At 65.1% G+C, this 20,310-nt stretch carries 23 protein-coding genes and 1 tRNA gene; 11 read left to right on the top strand and 13 right to left on the bottom strand.

Annotation, left to right across the window (positions count from 1 at the left end; all coding sequences use genetic code 11):
• Nucleotides 1-99 precede the first annotated feature (99 nt).
• Entirely contained in the window at nt 100-1,020 is a 921-nt protein-coding gene (gene panE, locus J2R76_RS28140) for a 2-dehydropantoate 2-reductase (protein ID WP_057021343.1), read from the top strand.
• Between the two features lie 106 nt (nt 1,021-1,126).
• Here panE and J2R76_RS28135 read toward each other — a convergent pair whose 3' ends face one another.
• The 5 genes from J2R76_RS28135 to J2R76_RS28115 form a co-directional block, all read right to left on the bottom strand.
• Entirely contained in the window at nt 1,127-1,708 is a 582-nt protein-coding gene (locus J2R76_RS28135; RefSeq protein ID WP_253625235.1) for a cytochrome c, read from the bottom strand.
• A 194-nt stretch (nt 1,709-1,902) separates the two neighbouring features.
• Complete coding sequence (locus J2R76_RS28130; protein WP_076833625.1) at nt 1,903-3,180, bottom strand: sorbosone dehydrogenase family protein; 1,278 nt, start codon at nt 3,178-3,180, stop codon at nt 1,903-1,905.
• A gap of 268 nt (nt 3,181-3,448) precedes the next feature.
• The gene (locus J2R76_RS28125) at nt 3,449-4,081 is read right to left on the bottom strand and encodes a DUF2865 domain-containing protein (protein ID WP_253625234.1); all 633 of its coding nucleotides are present in this window, start codon (nt 4,079-4,081) and stop codon (nt 3,449-3,451) included.
• A gap of 287 nt (nt 4,082-4,368) precedes the next feature.
• Nucleotides 4,369-4,443: transfer RNA gene (locus J2R76_RS28120), tRNA-Gly, on the bottom strand.
• A 160-nt stretch (nt 4,444-4,603) separates the two neighbouring features.
• A complete protein-coding gene (locus tag J2R76_RS28115; protein ID WP_253625233.1) occupies nt 4,604-5,095 on the bottom strand; it encodes an SRPBCC family protein in 492 nt (163 codons plus the stop codon).
• 223 nt (nt 5,096-5,318) lie between these two features.
• Here J2R76_RS28115 and trxA point away from each other — a divergent pair, with 223 nt between their 5' ends.
• Both trxA and J2R76_RS28105 read left to right on the top strand, forming a co-directional pair.
• Nucleotides 5,319-6,239 carry a thioredoxin gene (gene trxA, locus J2R76_RS28110; RefSeq protein WP_026192069.1) on the top strand — a complete coding sequence of 307 codons (921 nt, stop codon included), beginning with the start codon at nt 5,319-5,321 and terminating at the stop codon, nt 6,237-6,239.
• A 30-nt stretch (nt 6,240-6,269) separates the two neighbouring features.
• Nucleotides 6,270-6,944, top strand: coding sequence for an LON peptidase substrate-binding domain-containing protein (locus tag J2R76_RS28105; protein ID WP_076833630.1), 675 nt, complete (start codon nt 6,270-6,272; stop codon nt 6,942-6,944).
• A gap of 100 nt (nt 6,945-7,044) precedes the next feature.
• Here J2R76_RS28105 and J2R76_RS28100 read toward each other — a convergent pair whose 3' ends face one another.
• The 6 genes from J2R76_RS28100 to J2R76_RS28075 form a co-directional block, all read right to left on the bottom strand.
• Nucleotides 7,045-7,602, bottom strand: a complete 558-nt coding sequence (locus tag J2R76_RS28100; RefSeq protein WP_076833632.1) for a cytochrome b/b6 domain-containing protein — start codon at nt 7,600-7,602, stop codon at nt 7,045-7,047.
• A gap of 10 nt (nt 7,603-7,612) precedes the next feature.
• The gene (locus J2R76_RS28095) at nt 7,613-7,909 is read right to left on the bottom strand and encodes a PepSY domain-containing protein (protein ID WP_141339861.1); all 297 of its coding nucleotides are present in this window, start codon (nt 7,907-7,909) and stop codon (nt 7,613-7,615) included.
• Between the two features lie 221 nt (nt 7,910-8,130).
• Nucleotides 8,131-10,665 (bottom strand): EAL domain-containing protein, encoded by a 2,535-nt coding sequence (locus J2R76_RS28090; RefSeq protein ID WP_244558979.1) that lies wholly within the window; start codon nt 10,663-10,665, stop codon nt 8,131-8,133.
• Nucleotides 10,666-10,826: 161 nt separating this feature from the next.
• Nucleotides 10,827-11,249 carry a PaaI family thioesterase gene (locus J2R76_RS28085; protein ID WP_076833634.1) on the bottom strand — a complete coding sequence of 141 codons (423 nt, stop codon included), beginning with the start codon at nt 11,247-11,249 and terminating at the stop codon, nt 10,827-10,829.
• On the bottom strand, nt 11,246-12,052 hold the full coding sequence (locus J2R76_RS28080) for a crotonase/enoyl-CoA hydratase family protein (RefSeq protein ID WP_076833635.1): 807 nt from the start codon (nt 12,050-12,052) through the stop codon (nt 11,246-11,248). Before J2R76_RS28080 ends, J2R76_RS28085 begins: the two co-directional genes overlap by 4 nt.
• An 11-nt stretch (nt 12,053-12,063) precedes the next feature.
• Nucleotides 12,064-12,414, bottom strand: coding sequence for a hypothetical protein (locus J2R76_RS28075; RefSeq protein ID WP_076833637.1), 351 nt, complete (start codon nt 12,412-12,414; stop codon nt 12,064-12,066).
• A 92-nt stretch (nt 12,415-12,506) separates the two neighbouring features.
• Between J2R76_RS28075 and J2R76_RS28070 the strand changes: the two genes are divergently transcribed.
• Together J2R76_RS28070 and J2R76_RS28065 are read left to right on the top strand one after the other, a co-directional pair.
• Complete coding sequence (locus tag J2R76_RS28070) at nt 12,507-13,043, top strand: TetR/AcrR family transcriptional regulator (RefSeq protein WP_253625232.1); 537 nt, start codon at nt 12,507-12,509, stop codon at nt 13,041-13,043.
• Nucleotides 13,044-13,089: 46 nt separating this feature from the next.
• Nucleotides 13,090-13,287, top strand: coding sequence for a Trm112 family protein (locus J2R76_RS28065; RefSeq protein ID WP_018269337.1), 198 nt, complete (start codon nt 13,090-13,092; stop codon nt 13,285-13,287).
• Between the two features lie 101 nt (nt 13,288-13,388).
• Here the strand turns inward: J2R76_RS28065 and J2R76_RS28060 are convergent, their stop codons facing one another.
• Nucleotides 13,389-14,609, bottom strand: coding sequence for a ubiquinone biosynthesis hydroxylase (locus tag J2R76_RS28060; protein WP_076833641.1), 1,221 nt, complete (start codon nt 14,607-14,609; stop codon nt 13,389-13,391).
• 206 nt (nt 14,610-14,815) lie between these two features.
• Between J2R76_RS28060 and tesB the strand changes: the two genes are divergently transcribed.
• Nucleotides 14,816-15,679, top strand: a complete 864-nt coding sequence (gene tesB, locus J2R76_RS28055; RefSeq protein ID WP_016841424.1) for an acyl-CoA thioesterase II — start codon at nt 14,816-14,818, stop codon at nt 15,677-15,679.
• Nucleotides 15,680-15,766: 87 nt separating this feature from the next.
• Here tesB and J2R76_RS28050 read toward each other — a convergent pair whose 3' ends face one another.
• Complete coding sequence (locus tag J2R76_RS28050; RefSeq protein ID WP_076833643.1) at nt 15,767-16,657, bottom strand: DUF4339 domain-containing protein; 891 nt, start codon at nt 16,655-16,657, stop codon at nt 15,767-15,769.
• Between the two features lie 329 nt (nt 16,658-16,986).
• On the opposite strand from J2R76_RS28050, the gene J2R76_RS28045 reads away from it, so the two are divergent.
• The 5 genes from J2R76_RS28045 (at nt 16,987) to J2R76_RS28025 (ending at nt 20,301) form a co-directional block, all read left to right on the top strand.
• Nucleotides 16,987-17,325 carry a P-II family nitrogen regulator gene (locus J2R76_RS28045; RefSeq protein ID WP_028335836.1) on the top strand — a complete coding sequence of 113 codons (339 nt, stop codon included), beginning with the start codon at nt 16,987-16,989 and terminating at the stop codon, nt 17,323-17,325.
• A gap of 147 nt (nt 17,326-17,472) precedes the next feature.
• Complete coding sequence (locus J2R76_RS28040; RefSeq protein ID WP_253626097.1) at nt 17,473-18,792, top strand: ammonium transporter; 1,320 nt, start codon at nt 17,473-17,475, stop codon at nt 18,790-18,792.
• A 178-nt stretch (nt 18,793-18,970) separates the two neighbouring features.
• The gene (locus tag J2R76_RS28035; RefSeq protein WP_016841428.1) at nt 18,971-19,285 is read left to right on the top strand and encodes a helix-turn-helix transcriptional regulator; all 315 of its coding nucleotides are present in this window, start codon (nt 18,971-18,973) and stop codon (nt 19,283-19,285) included.
• Entirely contained in the window at nt 19,282-19,638 is a 357-nt protein-coding gene (locus J2R76_RS28030; RefSeq protein ID WP_253625231.1) for an SRPBCC domain-containing protein, read from the top strand. Before J2R76_RS28035 ends, J2R76_RS28030 begins: the two co-directional genes overlap by 4 nt.
• Nucleotides 19,639-19,689: 51 nt before the next feature.
• A complete protein-coding gene (locus J2R76_RS28025) occupies nt 19,690-20,301 on the top strand; it encodes an ATP-dependent Clp protease proteolytic subunit (RefSeq protein ID WP_253625230.1) in 612 nt (203 codons plus the stop codon).
• Nucleotides 20,302-20,310: the final 9 nt, after the last annotated feature.

The raw sequence follows: 20,310 nt of genomic DNA, 5'->3' as shown, positions 1-20,310 counted from the left end.
GCCAATAGCGAGTAGCGAATAGTCGAACAGTATCCTTATCTATTCGCTACTCCCTATTCGCTCGCCTCCTCGGGCAACAACAAAGAAGGACAAATTCCCATGCGCGTTCTCGTGGTCGGCGCCGGTGCGATCGGCGGTTATTTCGGTGGCCGGATGCTTCAGGCCGGCCGCGACGTCACTTTCCTGGTGCGCCCTCGCCGCGCTTCCGAGCTCGCCTCCGCCGGGCTCGTGATCAAGAGCCCGAACGGCGATGTCACGCTGAACAACCCGCCGACCGTGCAGGCCGACAAGCTGTCGGACAAGTTCGACGTCGTGCTGTTGAGCTGCAAGGCGTTCGATCTCGAGGATGCGATCAAGTCCTTTGCGCCCGCCGTCGGCAACAAGACCGCGATCATCCCGCTGCTCAACGGCATGCTGCATCTCGATACGCTCGACAAGACGTTCGGAGCTCAGCATGTGCTCGGCGGCCTGTGCGCGATCGCGGCGACGCTGAACGAGAAGCGCGAGGTGGTGCAGCTGCAGCCGATGCAGTCGCTCGGCTTCGGCGAGCGCGCCGGCGGCCTGTCTGACCGGGTGCGCGCGATCGCTGAAACTTTCTCGGCGATCAACGGCGCCAACGCCAGCGAGCATGTGATGCAGGACATGTGGGAGAAGTGGGTGTTCCTGGCCTCGCTCGCCGCCTCCACCAGCCTGATGCGGACCTCGGTCGGCAACATCCTGGCCGCGCCCGGCGGCAAGGATTTCCTGCTCGGCATCCTCGACGAATGCAGCGCGATCGCCGCCGACGCCGGCCATGGCCCGGGCGGACCGTTCTTCCAGCGCACCCGCGGGCTCCTGACCACCGAGGGCTCGCCGATGACCGCATCGATGTTCCGCGACATCAAGGCGGGGCTGCCGGTCGAGGCCGATCACGTGATCGGCGACCTGATCGTGCGCGCCGACGCCGCCAAGATCCCGGTGCCGAAGCTGCGCACGGCCTACACGCATCTCAAGGCGTATGAGAAGCAGCGGGCTGGGTGATCTTGTAGCCCGGATGGAGCGGAACGAAATCCGGGAATCATCTCGCGGCAGATAGAGCGCTCCGGATCGCGCTGCGCTCCATCCAGGCTACGCACATTTTTCGTACCTACAAATGCGCCAGATAATGCGCGAGCGCGGTGATCTCTTCGTCGCTCAGCGGATAGGCAACATCGGCCATCGCGGCCTGGGCGCCGCCGGAGCGCTGGCCCGACTTGTAATCGTGCAGCGCCTTGACGAGATATTCCTCGCGCTGGCCGGCGATGCGGGCCACCGCCTTGGTACCGGCAAACGTATCGCCATGGCATGAGGCGCAGCGGCGGCCGGCGGCGGCCTGCTTGCCCTTTTCGGACAGGTCCGGATTGTCGTCCTTGCCGCCCTTGAACGGCGTCAGCGACGCGAAATAGGCGCCGAGATTGCGGATGTCGTCGTTGTTGAGCTGCTCGACGATCGGCTGCATCTGCTCGTTCTTGCGCGCGCCGGCGCGGAAGAACACCAGCTGCCATTGAACGTACTGGTCGAGCTGGCCGGCGAGCGAGGGAATGTTCTCGGTCTGCGAGATGCCGTTGTCGCCGTGGCAAGCGGCGCAGATTTCGGCCTTCGCCTTGCCGGCGGCGACATCGGCGGCATTGGCGGACGACGCAACTGCGATCACCGCCGCGAACAGGATTGCAAAGGACGTAACACGCATTGCCAGTTTTCTCCACGGGTCATTGCCGGGCCTGGCCCGGCAATCCATCTGGCTTGCAGAAGGGTTGTTGTTTGGATGGATGCCCGGATCAAGTCCGGGCATGACGAGTCTGTTCCGTCGTTGGGCTTGCCGAACCACGTAAACGGGGCTGCGGCTGCCTGATCGGCCACCGCAGCCCCGCATTGTTTCAACCGTTACTTCTTGCTGTAGCTGATGCGATAGATCGCACCGGCCCAGTCGTCGGCGACGAGAATCGAGCCATCCTTGTCGAGCAGGATGTCGGCGGGACGGCCGAGATAGCCCTGGTCACCCTCGATCCAGCCGTCGGCGAAGATCTCCTGCTTGGCGTTCTTGCCGTCAGGGCTCGCGGTGATCTTCACGATGCGGCCGCCCTGGTACTTATGCCGGTTCCAGGAGCCGTGCTCGGCGATCAGGATGCTGTTCTTGTACTCGGCCGGGAATTGGCTGCCGGTATAGAACTTCATGCCGAGCGGCGCGACGTGCGCACCGAGATTGTACACCGGCGGGGTGAACTCCGAGCACTTGTGACCCATCGCGAACTTGGTGTCCGGCAGGTTGCCCTGGTGGCAATAGGGATAGCCGAAGTGCTCGCCGATCTTCGAGATCATGTTGAGCTTGTCGCTCGGCAGATCGTCGCTGATCCAGTCGCGGGCATTCTCGGTGAACCAGTACTTGCCGGTGCGCGGATCGACGTCGCCGCCGACCGAGTTGCGCACGCCGAGCGCCCAGATTTCCGCGTTGCCGGTCTTCGGATCGACGCGGCGGATCTGCGACACCGAGGTCGGCGGAATGCCGATGTTGAAGGGCGGTCCGAACGGAATGTAGAACCAGCCTTCCTTGTCGACGGCGATGTATTTCCAGCCATGCGCCGCGTAGGACGGCATGTCGTCATACACCACCTTGCCGCTGCCGAGATTGTCGAGATTGGCTTCGGCGTTGTCGTACTTGATCAGCTTGTCGACCGCGATGACGTAGAGCGCGCCGTCGCGGAAGGCGAGGCCGGTCGGCATGTTGAGGCCCTTGAGGATGGTCTTGACCTCTTTCTTGCCGTTGTTGTCCTTGATCGCATAGACGTTGCCGAGCCCGAACGAGCCGACGAACAGCGTGCCCTTGTCACCCCAGGCCATCTGCCGCGCGGCGAGCACGTTCGAGGCATAGACCTCGATCTTGAAGCCCGGCGGCAGCTTGATCTTCTTCATCATCGTCGCGAGCTCGGAATCCGACGCGCCGGTCGGCGGACCGGACGGCGGGGCAAGGCCCTTCTGCGCTTCGGTCTCGTCGCCGAGGAACCAGTCGTCCGGCGGATGGGTCCAGAATTCCTTGGTGCCCGATTCGTACTTCTTCAGCGCACGATTCTTGTCTGTCTGTTGCTGCGCACTGGCGAAGGTCGTCCCCGCCAGCAGCACGATCGCCGCGAACGCAAGTATTGATCGATTGAAAGCGGATTTCATCGCGTCACTCCCCTACGCAAGCCGTTGCAGCTTGCCTGTTATTGATTTTGAACGCCCTGAGAGATGATGGTGGCGGTCTGTGAGGTAGGTCAGACGGCAAAATGGTAGCACATCCATCGACGCTGAAAAGCGCGTCCGCCGGTGTGCGCTGCGTCAAAACTAGTTGAGACGATATTTGAGACGAAATTTTCCTGAGCAGCCTGCCTGATAACAAGGCATTCTGCACCGCAGCGTGATATTCGAATGAAGCTAACGCTCGTGATCGCCTCTATCGCGACGACAGGCGCGCCAGACCGAGCGCTTGCGCCTTGGCCTTCGACAGCGGCCTGAACAACACGCTGCGCCGCTGCCCGCTCGTGATCGCCGCGATCTTGAAGCCGTCATCGGCGGCGATGATGTCGCCGGTCCGAAGCGTCATGTCGTCCTCGATCGCAATCGGCGAAAGGCCGGTGGACGCGCCGGCGCTGCACGAGCATTGCGGCACCATCTCGCGCTGGAAGCGGAATGCATTGGCGAGCGCCTTGTAGGTCTCGCCGGCTTCGGTTCTGGCGCTGTCGATATCGGAGCTGGAGTACAGCTTCACCTCGGCGGCGGGACAGGCCGCCTCGCATGCCTTGACGTCCGCCGTCTCGCTGACGCGCGGCAACGGAAAGAAGCGGCCGTCGCAGGTCCTGACGCAGAAGTTTTGCTGGCCGCCCCGGTGCGACCGCGTCGTGATGTAGACCCGCGCTCGCGGCCGTTCGGCCGGCTCGAAGTCAGGCGCCGGCCCAAAGCCAGGCATGGGAGAGAAGCTGGGCGCCGGGGCATACGCCGAGTCGCTCGGCAATTGCTGCGCTGATGCGCCCGAACATGTCCAGACGCCGACCAGCACGACCAGCGCAGCGACGTTTGCGCGAGCCAAGCGGCGACTTAACCCGGAGCCGGCTTCCAACAGATCGACATCGTTCACGCGCTTGCCGCGCCGGCAAAACCGGCGGCAACCATTCCAGCGCCAACACAACCACAGATTTCTATCAGTTTTGAGAATGCAACGTTTGCCGGTTAACAAAGGCCGGAAACCGCCACGGCGGGCCGCGGCATCTTGACCTCGCAATCGCGCCGTGGAGACGCGACCTCGGGCCGGACAGCAAAAAGCCCGCGCCAATAGCGGGCCTTCATCAGACTGTCAGCTCGGTCAGCGAGAAGTTTTGGAGCGGGCGAAGGGGCTCGAACCCTCGACCCCGACCTTGGCAAGGTCGTGCTCTACCACTGAGCTACACCCGCATCCGAAATGGCGGCGATCGCTCGCCGGCAACGGCAGACCTATGCCAAAAGCTGTCTGTGAATGCAACACAAGAGCGCGGTCCGAACCTCACGAAATCGCACGGTTTCTCTAAAAATTGACCCCGAATCGGCCGAAACCGGCTGCGCCGCCGATTTCTTTTTAGATTTCCGCCGGAACCGGCCTCAGGGCCATCTCGTCCCGGAGCGATTCGAGCCAGGTCTCGAACCAGCCGGTCAGCGTCCGCGTCAGCTCGACGCGGCGGGTCGGGTCGCAATCGAACACGGCCCACCATTCGATAAAGGCCCGGTCGCCGTCGATCACCGGGGTTACCCGCAGGATCGCACTGAAATCCGTCACCGGCAGGGTCGGGGTGTCGACGAATTCGTAGGTCTGGAAGCGCTCGACGTCGGACTGCGCGAGCAGCCGCTGCCGGATCCGCCGCCCCCGGTACAGCACATTGCGCACGGCCCCGACGGTATCGCCGGATTTGCCGTCCTCGATCTGGCTCGCCCCCGCGCCCTGGACCCAGACCGGGTAATTGTTGAAATCGCGGATGATTTTCCAGACCTCGCCGGCCGGCTGCTCGAACACCGTGCTGTAATAGGCCTTTGCCACGGGCGCTCCCCTGATGTCATGACGGATCGCCATCATCGGCCGTTCCGCGGCACCCAGCCCACCCGATCTCCGATGGAACGGGACAGGCGGCCAAGCGATTGAATTTTGCTGGCTGACTGCCATTTACGGAGCATGATCCCGGAAACCGGTTCCCACTTTTCCGGGATCATGCTCTAGCTGACAGAACGGCTGAACGTGCCGTTCCGGGCGTGCTAGAACGCCCACCGGATTTCCGACCTCAGAAGCAGGCGAGGACAACGTGACGATAATGGAGCAGGGCGGCCCCACGCCCGAGGCAGCGCCCGATCTGATCAAGGAGACGACGACCCAGACCTTCGTCAAGGACGTCATCGAGGAATCGCGCCGTCAGCCGGTCATGATCGACTTCTGGGCGCCGTGGTGCGGTCCCTGCCGCCAGCTCACGCCGATCCTGGAAAAGGCGGTTCGTAACGCCAAGGGCCGGGTCAAGCTGGTCAAGATGAACATCGACGAGCATCCGCAGATCCCAGGCCAGATGGGCATCCAGTCGATCCCGGCCGTGATCGCCTTCGTGGGCGGCCAACCCGCCGACGGCTTCATGGGCGCAGTGCCCGAGAGCCAGGTCAACGCCTTCATCGAGAAGATCACCAAGGGCGTGCCGGCCGCCGGCGAGCCCAATCTCACCGAGATCCTGGCCGAGGCCGACGCCGTGCTTGCCGAGGGCGACGCCGCCCAGGCCGCGCAGATCTATGCCGAGGTGCTGGCGCACGACGCCACCAACATCGCGGCGCTCGCCGGCCTCGCCAAGTGCTACGTCACGTCGGGTGCGATGGAGCAGGCCAAGCAGACGCTGGCGATGGTTCCGGAATCCAAGCGCAACGACGCCGCGGTGAAGGCGGTGCAGGCGGCGATCGATCTCGCCGAACAGGCGGAAGCGGTCGGCCCGGTCGCGGAGCTGGAACAGAAAGTCGCCGCAAACCCGCTCGATCATCAGGCCCGATTCGATCTCGCCACCGCGCTCAATGCGATGGGCAAGCGCACGGAAGCGACCGAGCAATTGCTCGCCATCGTCAGGCGTGACCGCAAGTGGAACGACGACGGCGCGCGCAAGCAGCTGGTGCAGTTCTTCGAGGCGTGGGGCGGCACCGATGAGGCAACCGTCGAGGGGCGCAAGCGGTTGTCGACCATCCTGTTCTCGTAAAGCACGCCCGTCACAGCAGCGGGACCGCAGATGCCGATCAATGCCGAATATCGCGGGCCCGGCGAGCTCCCGGAGGTGATCCCGGTGTTCCCGCTGCCCGGCGCGTTGCTGCTGCCGCGCGGCCAGATGCCGCTCAACATCTTCGAGCCGCGATATCTCGCGATGATCGACGACGCGCTGCGCGACGGCCATCGCCTGATCGGCATGATCCAGCCCGACGTGGCGCATTCGCAGAAAGAGGCGAAGCCGGTCCTGTTCCGGATCGGCTGCGTCGGCCGCATCACCCAGCTCGCCGAATCCGGCGACGGCCGCTACATCCTCGAACTGACCGGCGTCGCGCGCTTCAAGGTGGTCGAGGAGCTGACCGTGCAGACGCCGTACCGGCAGTGCAAGGTCGACTTCTTCTCCTTCGTCGGCGATTTCACGGCGCGCAAGGGTGAGGAGGCCGTCGACCGCAAGGCGCTGCTCGAAGTGCTGGCCGATTTCCTGGAAGCCAACAATCTGAAGGTCGACTGGGAAGGTATCGAGTCCGCGCCCAACGAGGCGCTGGTCAATGCGCTGGCGATGATGTCGCCCTATGGTCCCGCCGAGAAGCAGGCGATGCTCGAGGCGCCGGACCTGAAGACCCGCGCCGAGATCCTGATCGCGGTCACCGAGATGGACCTCGCCAAGAAGCGCACCTCGGGCGACCCGCCGGTGCAGTAGCTACCGACCGGGATCAGACGTTTGTTGTTTGGATCGGCTCGGCCCGCGATCGTCCACCTCTCCCCGTCGGGGAGAGGTAAACTTCCGTTGCGGCTTCAGCTTAAGAACGATTGCGCAGCTGCTTGCGGCCGGTGAACATCGCGCGCACCAGGTTCTGACGCTGCAGCAAACCGACCACGACGACGCCGAGCACATGCAGCCCGACCAGCACCATGACCGCATCCGAGGCATAGGCGTGGGTGTCCTCGACCCACCAGACTCCGAAGAAGGTCACGGTGACCTCCATCACGCCCGTGATTGTCGAGATCGCAAGCAGGAACAGCAGCGCCACCAGCATCACGGTGCCCGCCGGATTGAGTCCGATGTAGCGCCCGGTGATGCCGCGCCGGAGATTCCAGATGTAGCGCGGCGCGGCGCGCAGGCGGACGCCGAGCCTGCCGAAACGCGCGTAGCGCGTGCCGGCAAAGCCCCAGATCAGCCGGAACGCCAGCAGGGCGATCACCGAATAACCCGCCAGCCGGTGCAGCCGGTCATAGGTGCTGGGCGTCACCCAAGCGACCAGGACGAGGATGGCGAGCGCCCAGTGCCACAGCCGTAGCGGCAGGTCCCAGACCTGCAGGCTGGTCGCGCCGCGGGCGCCCCGCGCCGCCTCCGTCATCGCGCCTGCTTCACTTCGCGATCGTGTGCTTCAGGCTGAGGTCTTCCGGGCTGTAGAATAGCTCGTAGAGCTTGCCTTCCTTGACGCCGTACACCTCGTAGCAGGAGCCCTCGATTTTCGACCGGCGCACCTCGTAGCCGAGCGCCTTGGCCTTGGCTTCGGCCTCGCTTGCCGGCTTCCACGACGCCTTGTCGAGCTTGGTGCAATTCTTGTAGCCGTCGGCGAGCGCCGCCGATCCGGTCAGCCCAAGAACGCTCCCAAGGACGCATGCTGCAAGCGCAGCGCTCAAAGTCACTCTCACGCGCATATCCCCTCCGTTGACAATCTTACCCACAACGCCTTCGCGCAGGGCACATGCGTGACGAATGCTGACGCGATTGCCAAGTCAAGGAAGCGCCGCGACGGCTGGCTTTAGAGGAATTCTAACGGTCGCCAAAACACCTTTGCGCTCCACGCGCAGATCGGTTTTGACCGCGTGCTGCGGCCTTAAGCCTCATGCGTATCGGGCCGCCCGGCGCAGCCCATCGATCAGGACGCGGCACCCGCCATTGCAAGACGGACCGTAGGCCGTTCGGCCGCTGCCGGGGTTCGCCCGCCGATCATCTGTGCGACCTTCTCGCTCTGCACCGGCGGGCTGAAGTGGAAGCCCTGCACTTCCACGCAGGCATCGGCGCGGAGGATGTCGAGCTGCTCCCTGGTTTCGACGCCTTCGGCCGTCGTGGTCTTGCCGAGGCTGACGGCAAAGCGCACGATCGCGCGCGCGATCCGGCGCGACTCGTCGGTCGCGCCCGAGAGCTCGGACACGAAGCTGCGGTCGATCTTGACCTTGTCGAACGGAAACTTCTGCAGAAAGCTCAGCGACGAGTAGCCGGTGCCGAAGTCGTCGAGCGCGATCCGCACCCCGAGATCGTGCAGTTGGCTAAGCGCGGTAAACACCGCTTCGCTGTCCTGAATGATGGCCGTTTCGGTGACCTCGAGCTCGAGGCGCTTCGGCGAAATTCCGGCACTCGCCAGCGCGTGCACGATCACCGGGACCAACTCCGGACTCCTGAACTGCACAGGCGACAGGTTGATCGCGATCTTGAGGTCGTCGGGCCATTTGGCGGCCTCCGCGCACGCGGTGCGCAGCACCCATTCCCCGAGCGGCACGATCAGGCCGGTCTCTTCCGCCAGCGAAATGAACTGCGCCGGAGATACCATGCCGCGTTGCGGATGGTGCCAGCGGAGCAGCGCCTCGAAGCCGCAGGTCTCCCCGCTCGCGACGTGGATGAACGGCTGATAGTGCAGCTCGAACTCGCCATTGGCGAGCGCACTGCGCATGTCGCGCTCGAGGCTGCGGCGGGCCTGCAGCAGCCGATCGAGCTCCGGCTCGAAGAAGCGGAACGAGCCGCGCCCGCCGCTCTTGGCCGAGTAAAGCGCGAGATCGGCGCTGCGCAGCACCTCGTCCGAATCGGTGCCGTCGCGCGGAGCGATCGCAATGCCGATGCTGGTCGTGGTGGTCACCCGATGATCGCCGAGATCGATCGGCTCGCTGAGCGCCTTCCTGATCTTCTCGGCGAGCAGGCCCGCTTCCGTGACCGGATCGCTGACATGGTCGATCACCGCGAACTCGTCGCCGCCGAGCCGCGCAACCAGCGTCGTATCGCTGACGGATCTGCGCAAGCGCGCGGCCACCGACTTCAGCAGCGCATCGCCCGCCGGATGCCCGAGCGTGTCGTTGACGTCCTTGAAGCGGTCGAGATCGAGCATCAGCACCGCAAGACTCGGTCCGCCGCACCGGGCACCGGACAGCGCGCGCTCCATCCATTCCTTGAGCAGCACGCGATTCGGCAGATCGGTCAGCGCGTCATGCTGCGCCATATAGGTGATCTTGGCCTCGGAGCGCCGCTGCTCGGTGACGTCGCGATGCGTCGCCACCCAGCCGCCGCCGGGCATCGGCTGCCGCGTCACGCAGATCAGCCGGCCGTCGGCGAGCTCGTCGACCCGGCTGTTGATCTCGCCGGCCGGGAGCGCGTTCAGTGTCGCGAGCACCTGCGTCGCGGCGCTGTCGCTGGTCTCGCCCTTGAGAATGCCGTTGGCGATGCGATGCCTGATGATCGCGCGATGGGCCGTGCCGGGCAGCAGCAATTCCGGCGGCAGCCGGTACATCTTGGCGTAGCGATCGTTGCAGACGACGAGGCGCTTCTCCGCATCGAACATGCAGAGGCCCTCGCCCATGTGGTTGATCGCCGTATCCAGCCGGAACCTCTGCTCCTCCAGCTCCTTCTGCGACGCCTCGACCTGCTGTCGCGCCGACGAAAGCTGGCTGATGATCTCCTCGAAGCGGCGGGTGCGAAGCGCCAGCCGGCGATCCGCGAGCACGCCGACCAGGCTCATCCCGAGCACCGATAGCGCCACACCGGCGATCACGATGGCGAGGAAGGCAGGCGAGAGCGACAGGGCCGCCGGAGCCAGCAACGGATCCGGAACGATCTCGACCGCGCCCATCGCGGTGAAATGATGCGACACGATCGCAAGCGTCAACAGCAGCGCAGCGACGAGCGACATCCAGCGGTCCTGACGGCGCACCGCGATCGCCAGCGCGGCGTAGCCGAACAGCATGCCGAGCACGACGGAGGCCGCCACGAGATCGAACGACCAGACCACGTGGCCCGGTACTTCCAGCGCCCACATCCCGAGATAGTGCATGCTGGCGATCCCGGCTCCGATCACGGCGCCGCCGACCGGCGCGCGCCAGCGGCTGGAGTCGCTGGCGGCAAGCCCGAGGCCGCCGGATGTCAGCATCATCGCCGCGGCGAGCGACAGCGCGGTGAGGACGATACCGTAGCCGGTCGGGATTCCCGGCTCATAGGCCAGCATGGCGATGAAATGCGTTGCCCAGATGCCGTAGCCGATGGCGGCTCCCGCGATCGCAATCCAGATCAGCCGGGTCCTCGCCTGCGATGCAATTGCGCGATGAAAAATATTGACGGCCACAATACTGGCAACGAAGCAGACCAGTCCGGCGAGCAGAACGAGCCGCCAGTCATGCTCACCTGAAAGGCACGTAAGAACACGAAACATGCGTCGGTCCATGGTTGTCCGTGCGCACAGGCTAGGCTGATTGAATTGTCTTCTCGATAATATTCTGCAACTTTCAGTGGCATGGTTATCCGCGCGTAAGCCGATTCCGCACCGAAATTGATGGCTCCATAAATTTCACAACGATGCGCGATCCGCGCGGCTCAGCCTGGCAGCGGAACGAGCACGGTTTCACCGGTTGCAACCAGCGAGGTCTCACCTTGCTCGTTCTCCGCAAAAAGTTCCGCGCGCGCGAAGACCTGCCTGCGTCCGGCACGCAATGTGGTTCCTCTGGCGATGAAGCAGCGGCCCAGCGCGGGCTTCAGGCAATTCATCGAGAAATGCGATGCGGTGACGGAACCTGCGATCGACGCCGCGGCAAAGCCGCAGGCGGCGTCGAGCAGCGCCGCGATCACGCCGGCATGGAGGTGACCCGCATATTGGGTGAGATCGTCGCGCCAGGGCATCCGCAGTTCCACCGTGCCGGTGCCGGTGGAGACGACCTCGAAGCCGGCAAGCCGATTGAAGGCCGCCGACGCATTGGTCGCAACGAGACGTTCGAGATCGAAGCCCGGGCCAGTCGTCATGTAAAACTCCATTGCGGGGGTCGCCGTTCGAGATTCGCTCTGACGGCCTCGATGTGATTGGGCGAGCCGAGCAGAAGCGCCTGTTCGGCCGTTTCGGCCGCGAGTCCGGTCGCCGCATCGCGATCGGCTGCAAGATTGAGCAGCCGCTTGGCCGCGCGGATCGCATCCGGGCTGCGGTCCGCGATCGCGCGCGCCGTCTCCAGCGCGGCCTCGCGCGGCTGTTCGACGATGCGGGTGGCGAAGCCATGACCAAGCGCATCCTCCGCGGAGAAGATGCGCGCGGTGTAGGTGAGTTCACGGACCACATCCTCGCGCGCGAGATGACGCATCAGCTGCGTGCCGGCCATGTCGGGCACCAACCCCCATTTGGCTTCGATGATCGCAAGGCGCGTGCCGGGTGCGAGATATCTGATGTCGGCACCAAGCATCAGCTGAAAGCCGCCGCCGAACGCAACGCCATGAACGGCGGCGATGACCGGCACCGGCAGCTCGCGCCAGAGCCACACCAGATGCTGCGCAAAGTTGGCAATGCCGTGGGTCCGCCGGCCGAGATCGGCAAAGGGCAGGATGGACTCGCCCTCCGTCGTTGCGACCAGCCGCTCCATGTCGAGGCCTGCGCAGAAGGCCTGTCCTTCGCCCGAGAGCACCACAGCGCGGAGCTTGCGGTTGTCCGCAAGCTGCGCACCGATCTCGGCGATCGCGGCGAACATCGCCGGATCGAGCGCATTGAGCTTGTCGGGGCGGTTGAGCCTGACGTCCGCGACGCCATCGGCGATGCTGAGGCTGATGCGATCAGTCGTCATGGTCGCCCTCGCTAATAGCCGGCGGCGGCGAGCGCCACCACGGCGCTCATCGCCATCCAGCCGAAGTGGCGGCCGCGGGTCGCCACCGCGTTGGCGAGCGCCGCGATGCCGAACACGACGCCGAGCGTCGCCACGATCCAGTGCCGCGCGGCATCGGAGGCCATCGCGGGCGCAGCGATCAGCAGCACACCGCCGCCGATCCAGGCGACGGTACCGGCCTGATAGACCAGGCGGAGCAAGAGCCGCAGCCGCGGCGGCTCGACGGTGGCGCGCGCGAATATCCTGGTCTCGCCGAGCACGCCATGGATCAGGCTGACCAGAATGGCGACGACGCCGGCGCCCTGCAGCAGAAGATCACGCATCGCGATGCCTCCATACACTACTGTATGGATATGATACCGGCCGCTGGCGCCTGTCAATACACTTGTGTATGGTGGCGGCGGGACGGGGAACCATGACGGATCAGCTCTCGGTCAAGGACTGGCTCGATCAGGGCCTGAAGACGCTGGCGCGGCGCGGCTTCACGGCGCTCAAGGCCGAGCCGCTGGCCAAGGCCATGGGCGTCTCGCGCGGCAGCTTCTACTGGCATTTCGCCGACATCGGCGCCTACCGCGCCGCGATCCTGACCCATTGGCGCGAGGTCGCGGCCGAGCAGGTGATCGCCGAGCTCGAGACCATTCCGGAGGGCGGCGACGCGCTGGCGCTGTTGCTGCGCCGTGCCTTCTCGGCGCGGCTGGCGCTGGAACGCGCGGTGCGCAGCTGGGCCACCGCCGATGCCGTGGCGCGCGCCGTCGTGCTCGAGGTCGACGAGCGCCGGATCGGCTATATCGAAACCCTGCTGCGGCAGGCCGGATTCCCGGACGACGTGGCGCGCGACCGCGCGCAGATCTTCTACTGGGCGTTCATCGGCTACGCGCTGTCCGAGCAGGCGCTGCCGAAGCCGCGTCAGCAGGCCGCGATCGATGAACTGCTGCGGATGGCCAAGCGCTGACAGCGCTTATTTGGATGTGCTACATCACGGCGAGCCGGAGACTCCCATGAATTCCACGACCGACCATCTCGAGAGCACTGCCGACCCAAAACTGCTCGAAATCCTGGTGTGCCCGATCACCAAGGGGCCGCTGGAATTCGACGCCGCGCGGCAGGAGCTGATCTCGCGCTCCGCCAAGCTCGCCTATCCGATCCGCGACGGCATTCCGATCATGCTGCCGGAAGAGGCGAGGAAGATCGATTGATGTCAGCGCGCAGCCCGGATGGAGCGCAGCGAAATCCGGGGAAGTCGCACCGCTGAAAGGCCGGCCCCGGATTTCGCTTCGCTTCATCCGGGCTACGAGGGCTAAAGCGCCTCGCCCTTCAGCAGCCGCGGCACCTCGCCTGACAGTCCCGCCGCCTGGCGGATGAACATCTCCTTCAGCGGCGGCGCGCGATCGACGAGCCCGAGGCCAATGTCGCGCACGGTGCGCAGCAGCGTCGATTCGTTGGAGAACAGGAAGTTCAGCGAGTTGGTGGCGACGCCCATCGCCATCGTATCGAAGCGGCGCCAGCGCTGGTAGCGCTCGAGCACGTCGGCCTGGCCGAGGTCCATGCCGAGCCGCGCCGCATCGACCACGACCTCGGCGAGCGCAGCGACATCCTTCAGGCCCATGTTGAGCCCCTGCCCCGCGATCGGATGGATCACATGCGCGGCGTCGCCGATCAGCGCCAGCCGTTCGGCGATGAACGAGCGCGCGACGAAATAGCCGAGCGGGAAGGCGCGCGGCTTGTCGAGCGGCTTGATCTCGCCGAGATGCAGACCGAAGCGCTGCTCGAGCTCGGCGTGGAATTGCTCTTCGTTCAAGGCGACAATGCGCGCGGCATCGTTGCGCGTCTCGGTCCACACCAGCGACGAGCGATTACCGGTCAGCGGCAGGATCGCGAACGGCCCGGCGGGCAGGAAATGCTCCTCGGCGCGGCCGTGATGTTCGCGCTCGTGCCCGACCGTGACCACGATGCCGGACTGGTCGTAGTCCCAGCCATGGGTCGCAATCCCGGCGCGCTCGCGCAGCTTCGAGCGGGCGCCGTCGGCGGCAACCAGCAGGCTCGCATCGATCACGGTGCCGTCGGCCAGCGTAACGCTGACGCCGTCGGGCCGCGACGCGAAGCTCGACACCGCGGCGGCGCGCAGCTCGACGCCCTCGGCTTCGGCACGGCTCGCGAGCGCATCGATCAAATAGCGGTTCTCGACCATATGGGCGAACGGCTCGCCGGGCGCGACATTGCCGGCGAAGGTCAGGAATACCGGGCGCGTCGCGTCCTCCAGCTTGGAGTCGGTCACGACCATATCCGTGATCGGCTGCGCCGTCGGCGCCACCTGGCCCCAGACGCCGAGGGTCTCGAACAGCCGCCGGCAGGCCGCCACGATCGCGGTCGCGCGCGGATCGCGGCTCGGGCGCTGGCTCAGCGCCGGATCGGCCACGATGACCGGGATGTCGGGCCCGAGCCCCTGGCGCAGCGCCACGGCCAGCGCCAACCCTGCAAATGCGCCCCCGCAGATGACAATACTTCGCTGTGCCGGCATTGCCCTTCCCTTACGCGCCTCACGCTCTCAGACTATGCTTGCTACCTGATAATAGCTGGGCGAAACAGGGGCCAGAAACAAGGTCACGAACCTAACGGACGTCATTCCGGGGCGATGCGTCAGCATCGAACCCGGAATCTCGAGATTCCGGGTTCACGCTTGCCCGTGCCCCGGAATGACCGTTCAAGTCAAACCGAAAGCCGCCGATGTCCAAGAGCCTGATCGACCTGCTGTCCATCCTCGATCTCGAGCAGCTCGAGGTGAATTTGTTCCGCGGCAACAGCCCGAAGACGAGCTGGCAGCGCGTGTTCGGCGGCCAGGTGATCGGCCAGGCAATGGTGGCGGCCTGCCGCACCGTCGAGGGCCGGCTGCCGCACTCGATCCATTGCTACTTCATTCTGCCCGGCGATCCGCAGATCCCGATCATCTACCAGGTCGAGCGGCTGCGCGACGGCAAGAGCTACACCACCCGCCGCGTCACCGCGATCCAGCACGGCAACGCGATCTTCTCCATCATGGTGTCGTTCCATGCCGAGGAGGAGAGCAACTTCAATCATCAGGAGAAGATGCCCGACGTGCCGCCGCCGGAGAAGCTGACCGCGGAGGAAGTGTCGAAGCAGCCGATGTTCAAGGAGATGCCGGAGTTCATCCGCCGCTATTACGAGAGCGACCGGCCGATCGAGCTGCGCCCGGTCGAGCTCGGCCGTTATTTCGGCCAGAAGATCGACGACGGCCGCATCCATGTCTGGATCCGCACCGCCGCCAAGCTGCCCGACGATCCCGCGCTGCATCTGTGCGCGCTCGCCTATGCGTCGGATTTCTCGCTGCTCGATGCCGTGATGGCGCGCTACGGCCGCACGCTGTTCGACAAGCGCATGATGCCTGCGAGCCTCGATCACGCGATGTGGTTTCACCGCCCGTTCCGCGCCGACGAATGGCTGCTCTACGCGCAGGATTCGCCGAGCGCGCAGTCGGGCCGCGGCCTGACACGCGGCCTGATCTTCAAGCCCGACGGCACGCTGGTGGCGTCCGTCGCGCAGGAAGGATCGGTGCGCGAGCGAAAGGCGTAGCGCTCACAGCGCGATCCGGAAAAAGCGCGGAGCGGTTTCCGGAGGCCTCACGCTCGAACAAAGCCGGTCGGCACGATGCGGTCGCGCTTACTGGCCGGCGTAGGCACCGCGCTCGGTCAGCGCGAATTGCGAGACGAACCAGTTGCCGTACCAGCGCAGCACCCACGGAATCGGGATCAGGAAGCCGCAGGCGATGGTGAACACGATGGTTCGCCACAGCACCTCGATGCCGGACGCATTGAAGCTGACCTCGCGACGCGTGCCGTCGATGTTGCGGCAGATCCAGCGCATCCAGGCGGTCAGCACCCAGGCCCAGCCGATGATGGTGATGGCCGAGACCACCATCGCCACGTACCAGCCGACATAGGCGACCGGGCTGCCCTTGAACGAGATCGGCAGGTCCTGGCCGCTCGAGCTGAGATGGCCGATGATCCAGCGCACGATCATCCAGCTCAGGAAGCCCTGCAACAGCAGCGAGAGCAGCGTCACGATGTTGCTGTCGGCCGCGCCGGCATAGGTCAGAAGGCCGAGCACGATGAAGACCCACCAGATGTCGAGCGGCTGCCCGGTGAAGGCGAAATGCGGCCGGCCCGGCACGCGGATATAGGGGATCGCAAAGCGGTACAGGCCGGTCGCGGTCCACGGCGCCGGGATGACGAGAATCTGGCCGATGAACATCAGGAGGCTGCGGCCGAACAGGCCCCAGATTGGGAAGTCGGCGGACAGCGTGCCGCCGCTATAGCTTCCGGACGCCACCACCGGCGGCGGTCCGCCGGCTTGCGGAAATACCGGCGGCGCGCCGGCGCTCGGGACGAGGCCCGGAATCTCCCCGGCCTTCTGCCAGCCGGCCATGCCCTCGGTCCACACCAGGGTGTCGGCCCCCACCGTGCCCCGGGTGATCAGGTCGCGGAGCTGGGTTTCAGGCAGGGGGCCCTTTTGCTGGCCTTCGGATGCATAAAACCAGTTTCGGTTCGACATTTCTTGTTTCCTCGGGGCGCGCGCACAGGGACACGCGATAGGCGAAACGAACCAGCAAGAGCGCTGGCCGGGGCGGGAAAGCCACATTGTGGCCGAGCGTTTCCATTCCGTACAGTGAGGGAGCACACGCGCTGCGCATGTTTTCCGCTTCAGCCTGCAAGTTTTTTATGCCATTTGCCCAGAAAGCTGCCAGATTTGGCGGACGCAAGTGCCGCTCGGGGATGGCAAATTGCCGCTCCGGGAGGCAGCAGGTGCCGGCTCGCGGGACGGCAAGTGCCGCTCCGGGACGGGCGCACACGGAAAACCTCAAGGGAATGAAGGCCTGAACCATGAAACTCGTCGTCGCGATCATCAAACCGTTCAAGCTCGATGAGGTGCGCCAGGCGCTGACCGCGATCGGCGTCCACGGCATGACTGTGACCGAGGTGAAGGGCTATGGCCGCCAGAAGGGCCACACCGAGATCTATCGCGGCGCCGAATATGTCGTGAACTTCCTGCCCAAGCTTCGGATCGAGATCGCCGTCGATACCGAGCTCGCCGACAAGGCGGTCAGCGTCATCACCGAGCACGCCCGCACCGGCCAGATCGGCGACGGCAAGATCTTCGTGACGCCGATCGATCATGCGCTGCGCATCCGCACCGGCGAGACCGACAACGACGCGCTCTGAACCCTGGAGCCTGATCCCTCGCGACAAACGCGGAAAGCGTTTGCGCGGAGATCATGCCCAAACAAAACGATCGAGATCATCGCCGGCAACGACGCCGGCGCACGCCACAACCGCTCACCAAGAAACGACGACCGCCGGGGAATGATGATGGGGGCACGAGCTCTTCGTGCAGCGATATCAGCTGCGCCGATCACTGCTGCAATCCTGTTCGCGCAAGCCACGCCGGCCTTCGCGCAAGACTCGGCATCCAGCGCCGGCGTCAACGCCGCCGACACCGCCTGGATGATCGTCGCCACCGCGCTGGTGCTGATGATGACGATCCCCGGACTGGCGCTGTTCTACTCCGGCATGGTGCGCAAGAAGAACGTGCTGGCGACGATGGCGCAGAGCCTCACCGCCGTTGCGCTCGTCTCGATCCTCTGGGTCACCTTCGGCTATTCGCTGAGCTTCGTCGGCGACGGTCCTTGGCTCGGCTCGCTCGATCGCTGGTTCCTGGCCGGCATCACCATGGACAGCATCAATCCGGCGGCGAAGACCATCCCCGAAGCGCTGTTCATGCTGTACCAGATGACGTTCGCGATCATCACGGTGGCGCTGGTCGCAGGCTCGGTCGCCGACCGCATGCGGTTCTCCGCCTATGTGCTGTTCTCGATCGGCTGGTTCATCTTCGCCTATGTGCCGCTGGCGCATTGGGTGTGGGGCGGCGGCTTCCTCGCATCAGTGGGCGTGCTGGATTTCGCCGGCGGTCTTGTGGTGCATCTCTCCGCCGGCATCAGCGGCCTGGTCGCGGCCAAGGTGATGGGCAACCGCCACGGCTATGGCCATGACAATCTTTCACCGTTCGATCTGTCGCTCGCGGTGGTCGGCACCGGCCTGCTCTGGGTCGGCTGGTTCGGCTTCAACGGCGGTTCGGCGCTCGCGGCCAATTCGCGCGCGGTGATGGCGATCACCGCCACCCATCTTGCGGCCTGCGCCGGCGCGCTGACCTGGGGCGCGATCGAATGGGCGACGCGCCGCAAGCCGTCGGTGCTCGGCATGATCTCGGGTGCGGTCGCGGGACTCGGCACCATCACCCCGGCATCCGGCTTCGTCGCGCCGTGGCACGGCGTCGTCATCGGCATCATTGCCGGCCTGGTCTGCTTCTGGGCCTGCACCTGGCTGAAGCATCGCTTCAAGTATGACGACTCGCTCGACGTGTTCGGCGTGCACGGCATCGGCGGCCTGACCGGCACGCTGCTTGCCGGCGTGTTCGCGGCCTCGGCAATCGGCGGCACGTCCGGCCTGCTCGAGGGCAATCCGAAGCAGCTGCTGATCCAGCTCTACGGCGTCGCGGTCACCTTTGTCTGGTGCGGCGGGGTTACCTTCGTGCTGCTCAAGCTGGTCAGCGCCTTCGTCCCGCTGCGCGTCTCGATGCAGCAGGAGCTCGAAGGTCTCGACATCTCCCAGCATGGCGAGGCGCTGCAGTAAGTAGCCGAGGCGGCGGTGGCAGCCGGACTCACGGGGCCAGGACAACGACGCCGGCCACCGCGAGGGCGAATTTGTAAAACAACCCCATGCAAAGGACCCGAGCGCCGCGACGTCACGAAGTACGGCGCGAGCAAGGTTCGGGCTTGCACGACACATAAGTGTATGCTTATGTGTCGTCATGGTCGACACCGACATCTTCAAGGCTCTGGCCGATCCGACCCGCCGCAAGGTCTTTGAGAAGCTGGCCGGCGGCAGCCTGAACGCCAGCGCCTTGCGCGACGGACTTGAGATCAGCCAGCCGGCGATGTCGCAGCATCTGGCGGTGCTGCGCGCGGCAGGGCTGGTGCGCGAGCAGCGACAGGGCCGCTTCGTGAACTATGAGGTCGACCCGGACGGCATCGCCAGCATCGGGACCTGGCTCGCCCGCTACCGCGCCTATTGGCCGAAGCGCATCGAAGCTCTGTCCGATCTGCTGAAGGACATGGATCAATGAGCGACACAGTAGAGCCTGATCATGCCGACGCCGACCTGGTGCTCGAATACGAGCTCGATGCACCGCCTGAAAAAGTGTGGCGTGCGGTGACCATTCCGGCTCTGCGCGAACGCTGGCTCCCGGATTGCGATCTCGCGGACGCTGAACCCCTGTCATCGATCGCTGGCGAAGAGGTGCGCTTCCGGCTGCGCGAGTCCGAGCCGCCGTTTCGCGAAAGCCATGTCACCTTCCGGATCGAGCCGAACGAGGCCGGCGGCACCCGCTTTCGCATCATCCAGCAAGCCTGCGACATCAGGGGAAAGCAGCCGCAACCGGCCAACAGCAACAACCGCTGCCTGATGCGCGCGGCCTGATCACTTCAACACCCGTTGAGACTTCATCACCTGCAGCAACGGAGGTCGCCGATGCGCGACATGATGCAACTCGTCCCTATGGTCGTCGAACAGTCGAGCCGCGGCGAACGTTCCTTCGACATCTATTCCAGGCTCCTGCGCGAGCGCATCATCTTCCTGAACGGCGAGGTCAATGATGCGATGTCCGGCCTGGTCTGCGCGCAGCTGCTGTTCCTCGAAGCCGACAACCCCAACAAGCCGATCAACCTCTACATCAACTCCTATGGCGGCGTGATCACCAGCGGGCTTGCGATGTACGACACCATGCAGTTCATCAAGGCGCCGGTGCACACGCTGTGCATGGGCACGGCGCGCTCGATGGGGTCGTTCCTTTTGATGGCCGGCGAGCCCGGTCACCGCGCCGCGCTGCCGAATGCGAGCCTCCACGTGCATCAGCCGCTCGGTGGCTTCCAGGGCCAGGCGTCCGACATCCTGATCCATGCCACCGAGATGCAGGAGACCAAGCGGCGCATCATCCGGCTCTATGCGCAGCACTGCGGGCGCACCGAAGCCGACGTGGAACGGACCCTGGATCGCGATCACTTCATGTCCGCGCAGCAGGCGCTCGAATGGGGACTGATCGACAAGGTCTTCGCCGAACGCGACGCCGCCGAAAAACCATGATCCGGTGCC

It is taken from the genome of Bradyrhizobium sp. USDA 4532 (assembly GCF_024171315.1).
GTDB lineage: Bacteria > Pseudomonadota > Alphaproteobacteria > Rhizobiales > Xanthobacteraceae > Bradyrhizobium > Bradyrhizobium australafricanum.
This window is presented reverse-complemented; position numbering and strand designations above follow the sequence as displayed.

What these genes read in the sequence shown, in the direction of transcription:
- J2R76_RS28040 (WP_253626097.1), top strand. Translation starts at nt 17,473, where the DNA reads ATGGGGGCACGAGCTCTTCGTGCAGCGATATCAGCTGCGCCGATCACT.
- J2R76_RS28035 (WP_016841428.1), top strand. Translation starts at nt 18,971, where the DNA reads ATGGTCGACACCGACATCTTCAAGGCTCTGGCCGATCCGACCCGCCGC.
- J2R76_RS28135 (WP_253625235.1), bottom strand. Translation starts at nt 1,708, where the DNA reads ATGCGTGTTACGTCCTTTGCAATCCTGTTCGCGGCGGTGATCGCAGTT.
- J2R76_RS28115 (WP_253625233.1), bottom strand. Translation starts at nt 5,095, where the DNA reads ATGATGGCGATCCGTCATGACATCAGGGGAGCGCCCGTGGCAAAGGCC.
- J2R76_RS28025 (WP_253625230.1), top strand. Translation starts at nt 19,690, where the DNA reads ATGCGCGACATGATGCAACTCGTCCCTATGGTCGTCGAACAGTCGAGC.
- J2R76_RS28065 (WP_018269337.1), top strand. Translation starts at nt 13,090, where the DNA reads ATGAATTCCACGACCGACCATCTCGAGAGCACTGCCGACCCAAAACTG.
- J2R76_RS28130 (WP_076833625.1), bottom strand. Translation starts at nt 3,180, where the DNA reads ATGAAATCCGCTTTCAATCGATCAATACTTGCGTTCGCGGCGATCGTG.
- J2R76_RS28030 (WP_253625231.1), top strand. Translation starts at nt 19,282, where the DNA reads ATGAGCGACACAGTAGAGCCTGATCATGCCGACGCCGACCTGGTGCTC.
- J2R76_RS28095 (WP_141339861.1), bottom strand. Translation starts at nt 7,909, where the DNA reads ATGCGCGTGAGAGTGACTTTGAGCGCTGCGCTTGCAGCATGCGTCCTT.
- J2R76_RS28045 (WP_028335836.1), top strand. Translation starts at nt 16,987, where the DNA reads ATGAAACTCGTCGTCGCGATCATCAAACCGTTCAAGCTCGATGAGGTG.
- J2R76_RS28060 (WP_076833641.1), bottom strand. Translation starts at nt 14,609, where the DNA reads ATGCCGGCACAGCGAAGTATTGTCATCTGCGGGGGCGCATTTGCAGGG.
- J2R76_RS28070 (WP_253625232.1), top strand. Translation starts at nt 12,507, where the DNA reads ATGACGGATCAGCTCTCGGTCAAGGACTGGCTCGATCAGGGCCTGAAG.
- J2R76_RS28080 (WP_076833635.1), bottom strand. Translation starts at nt 12,052, where the DNA reads ATGACGACTGATCGCATCAGCCTCAGCATCGCCGATGGCGTCGCGGAC.
- J2R76_RS28100 (WP_076833632.1), bottom strand. Translation starts at nt 7,602, where the DNA reads ATGACGGAGGCGGCGCGGGGCGCCCGCGGCGCGACCAGCCTGCAGGTC.
- panE (WP_057021343.1), top strand. Translation starts at nt 100, where the DNA reads ATGCGCGTTCTCGTGGTCGGCGCCGGTGCGATCGGCGGTTATTTCGGT.
- J2R76_RS28085 (WP_076833634.1), bottom strand. Translation starts at nt 11,249, where the DNA reads ATGACGACTGGCCCGGGCTTCGATCTCGAACGTCTCGTTGCGACCAAT.
- J2R76_RS28075 (WP_076833637.1), bottom strand. Translation starts at nt 12,414, where the DNA reads ATGCGTGATCTTCTGCTGCAGGGCGCCGGCGTCGTCGCCATTCTGGTC.
- J2R76_RS28105 (WP_076833630.1), top strand. Translation starts at nt 6,270, where the DNA reads ATGCCGATCAATGCCGAATATCGCGGGCCCGGCGAGCTCCCGGAGGTG.
- J2R76_RS28050 (WP_076833643.1), bottom strand. Translation starts at nt 16,657, where the DNA reads ATGTCGAACCGAAACTGGTTTTATGCATCCGAAGGCCAGCAAAAGGGC.
- J2R76_RS28090 (WP_244558979.1), bottom strand. Translation starts at nt 10,665, where the DNA reads ATGTTTCGTGTTCTTACGTGCCTTTCAGGTGAGCATGACTGGCGGCTC.
- tesB (WP_016841424.1), top strand. Translation starts at nt 14,816, where the DNA reads ATGTCCAAGAGCCTGATCGACCTGCTGTCCATCCTCGATCTCGAGCAG.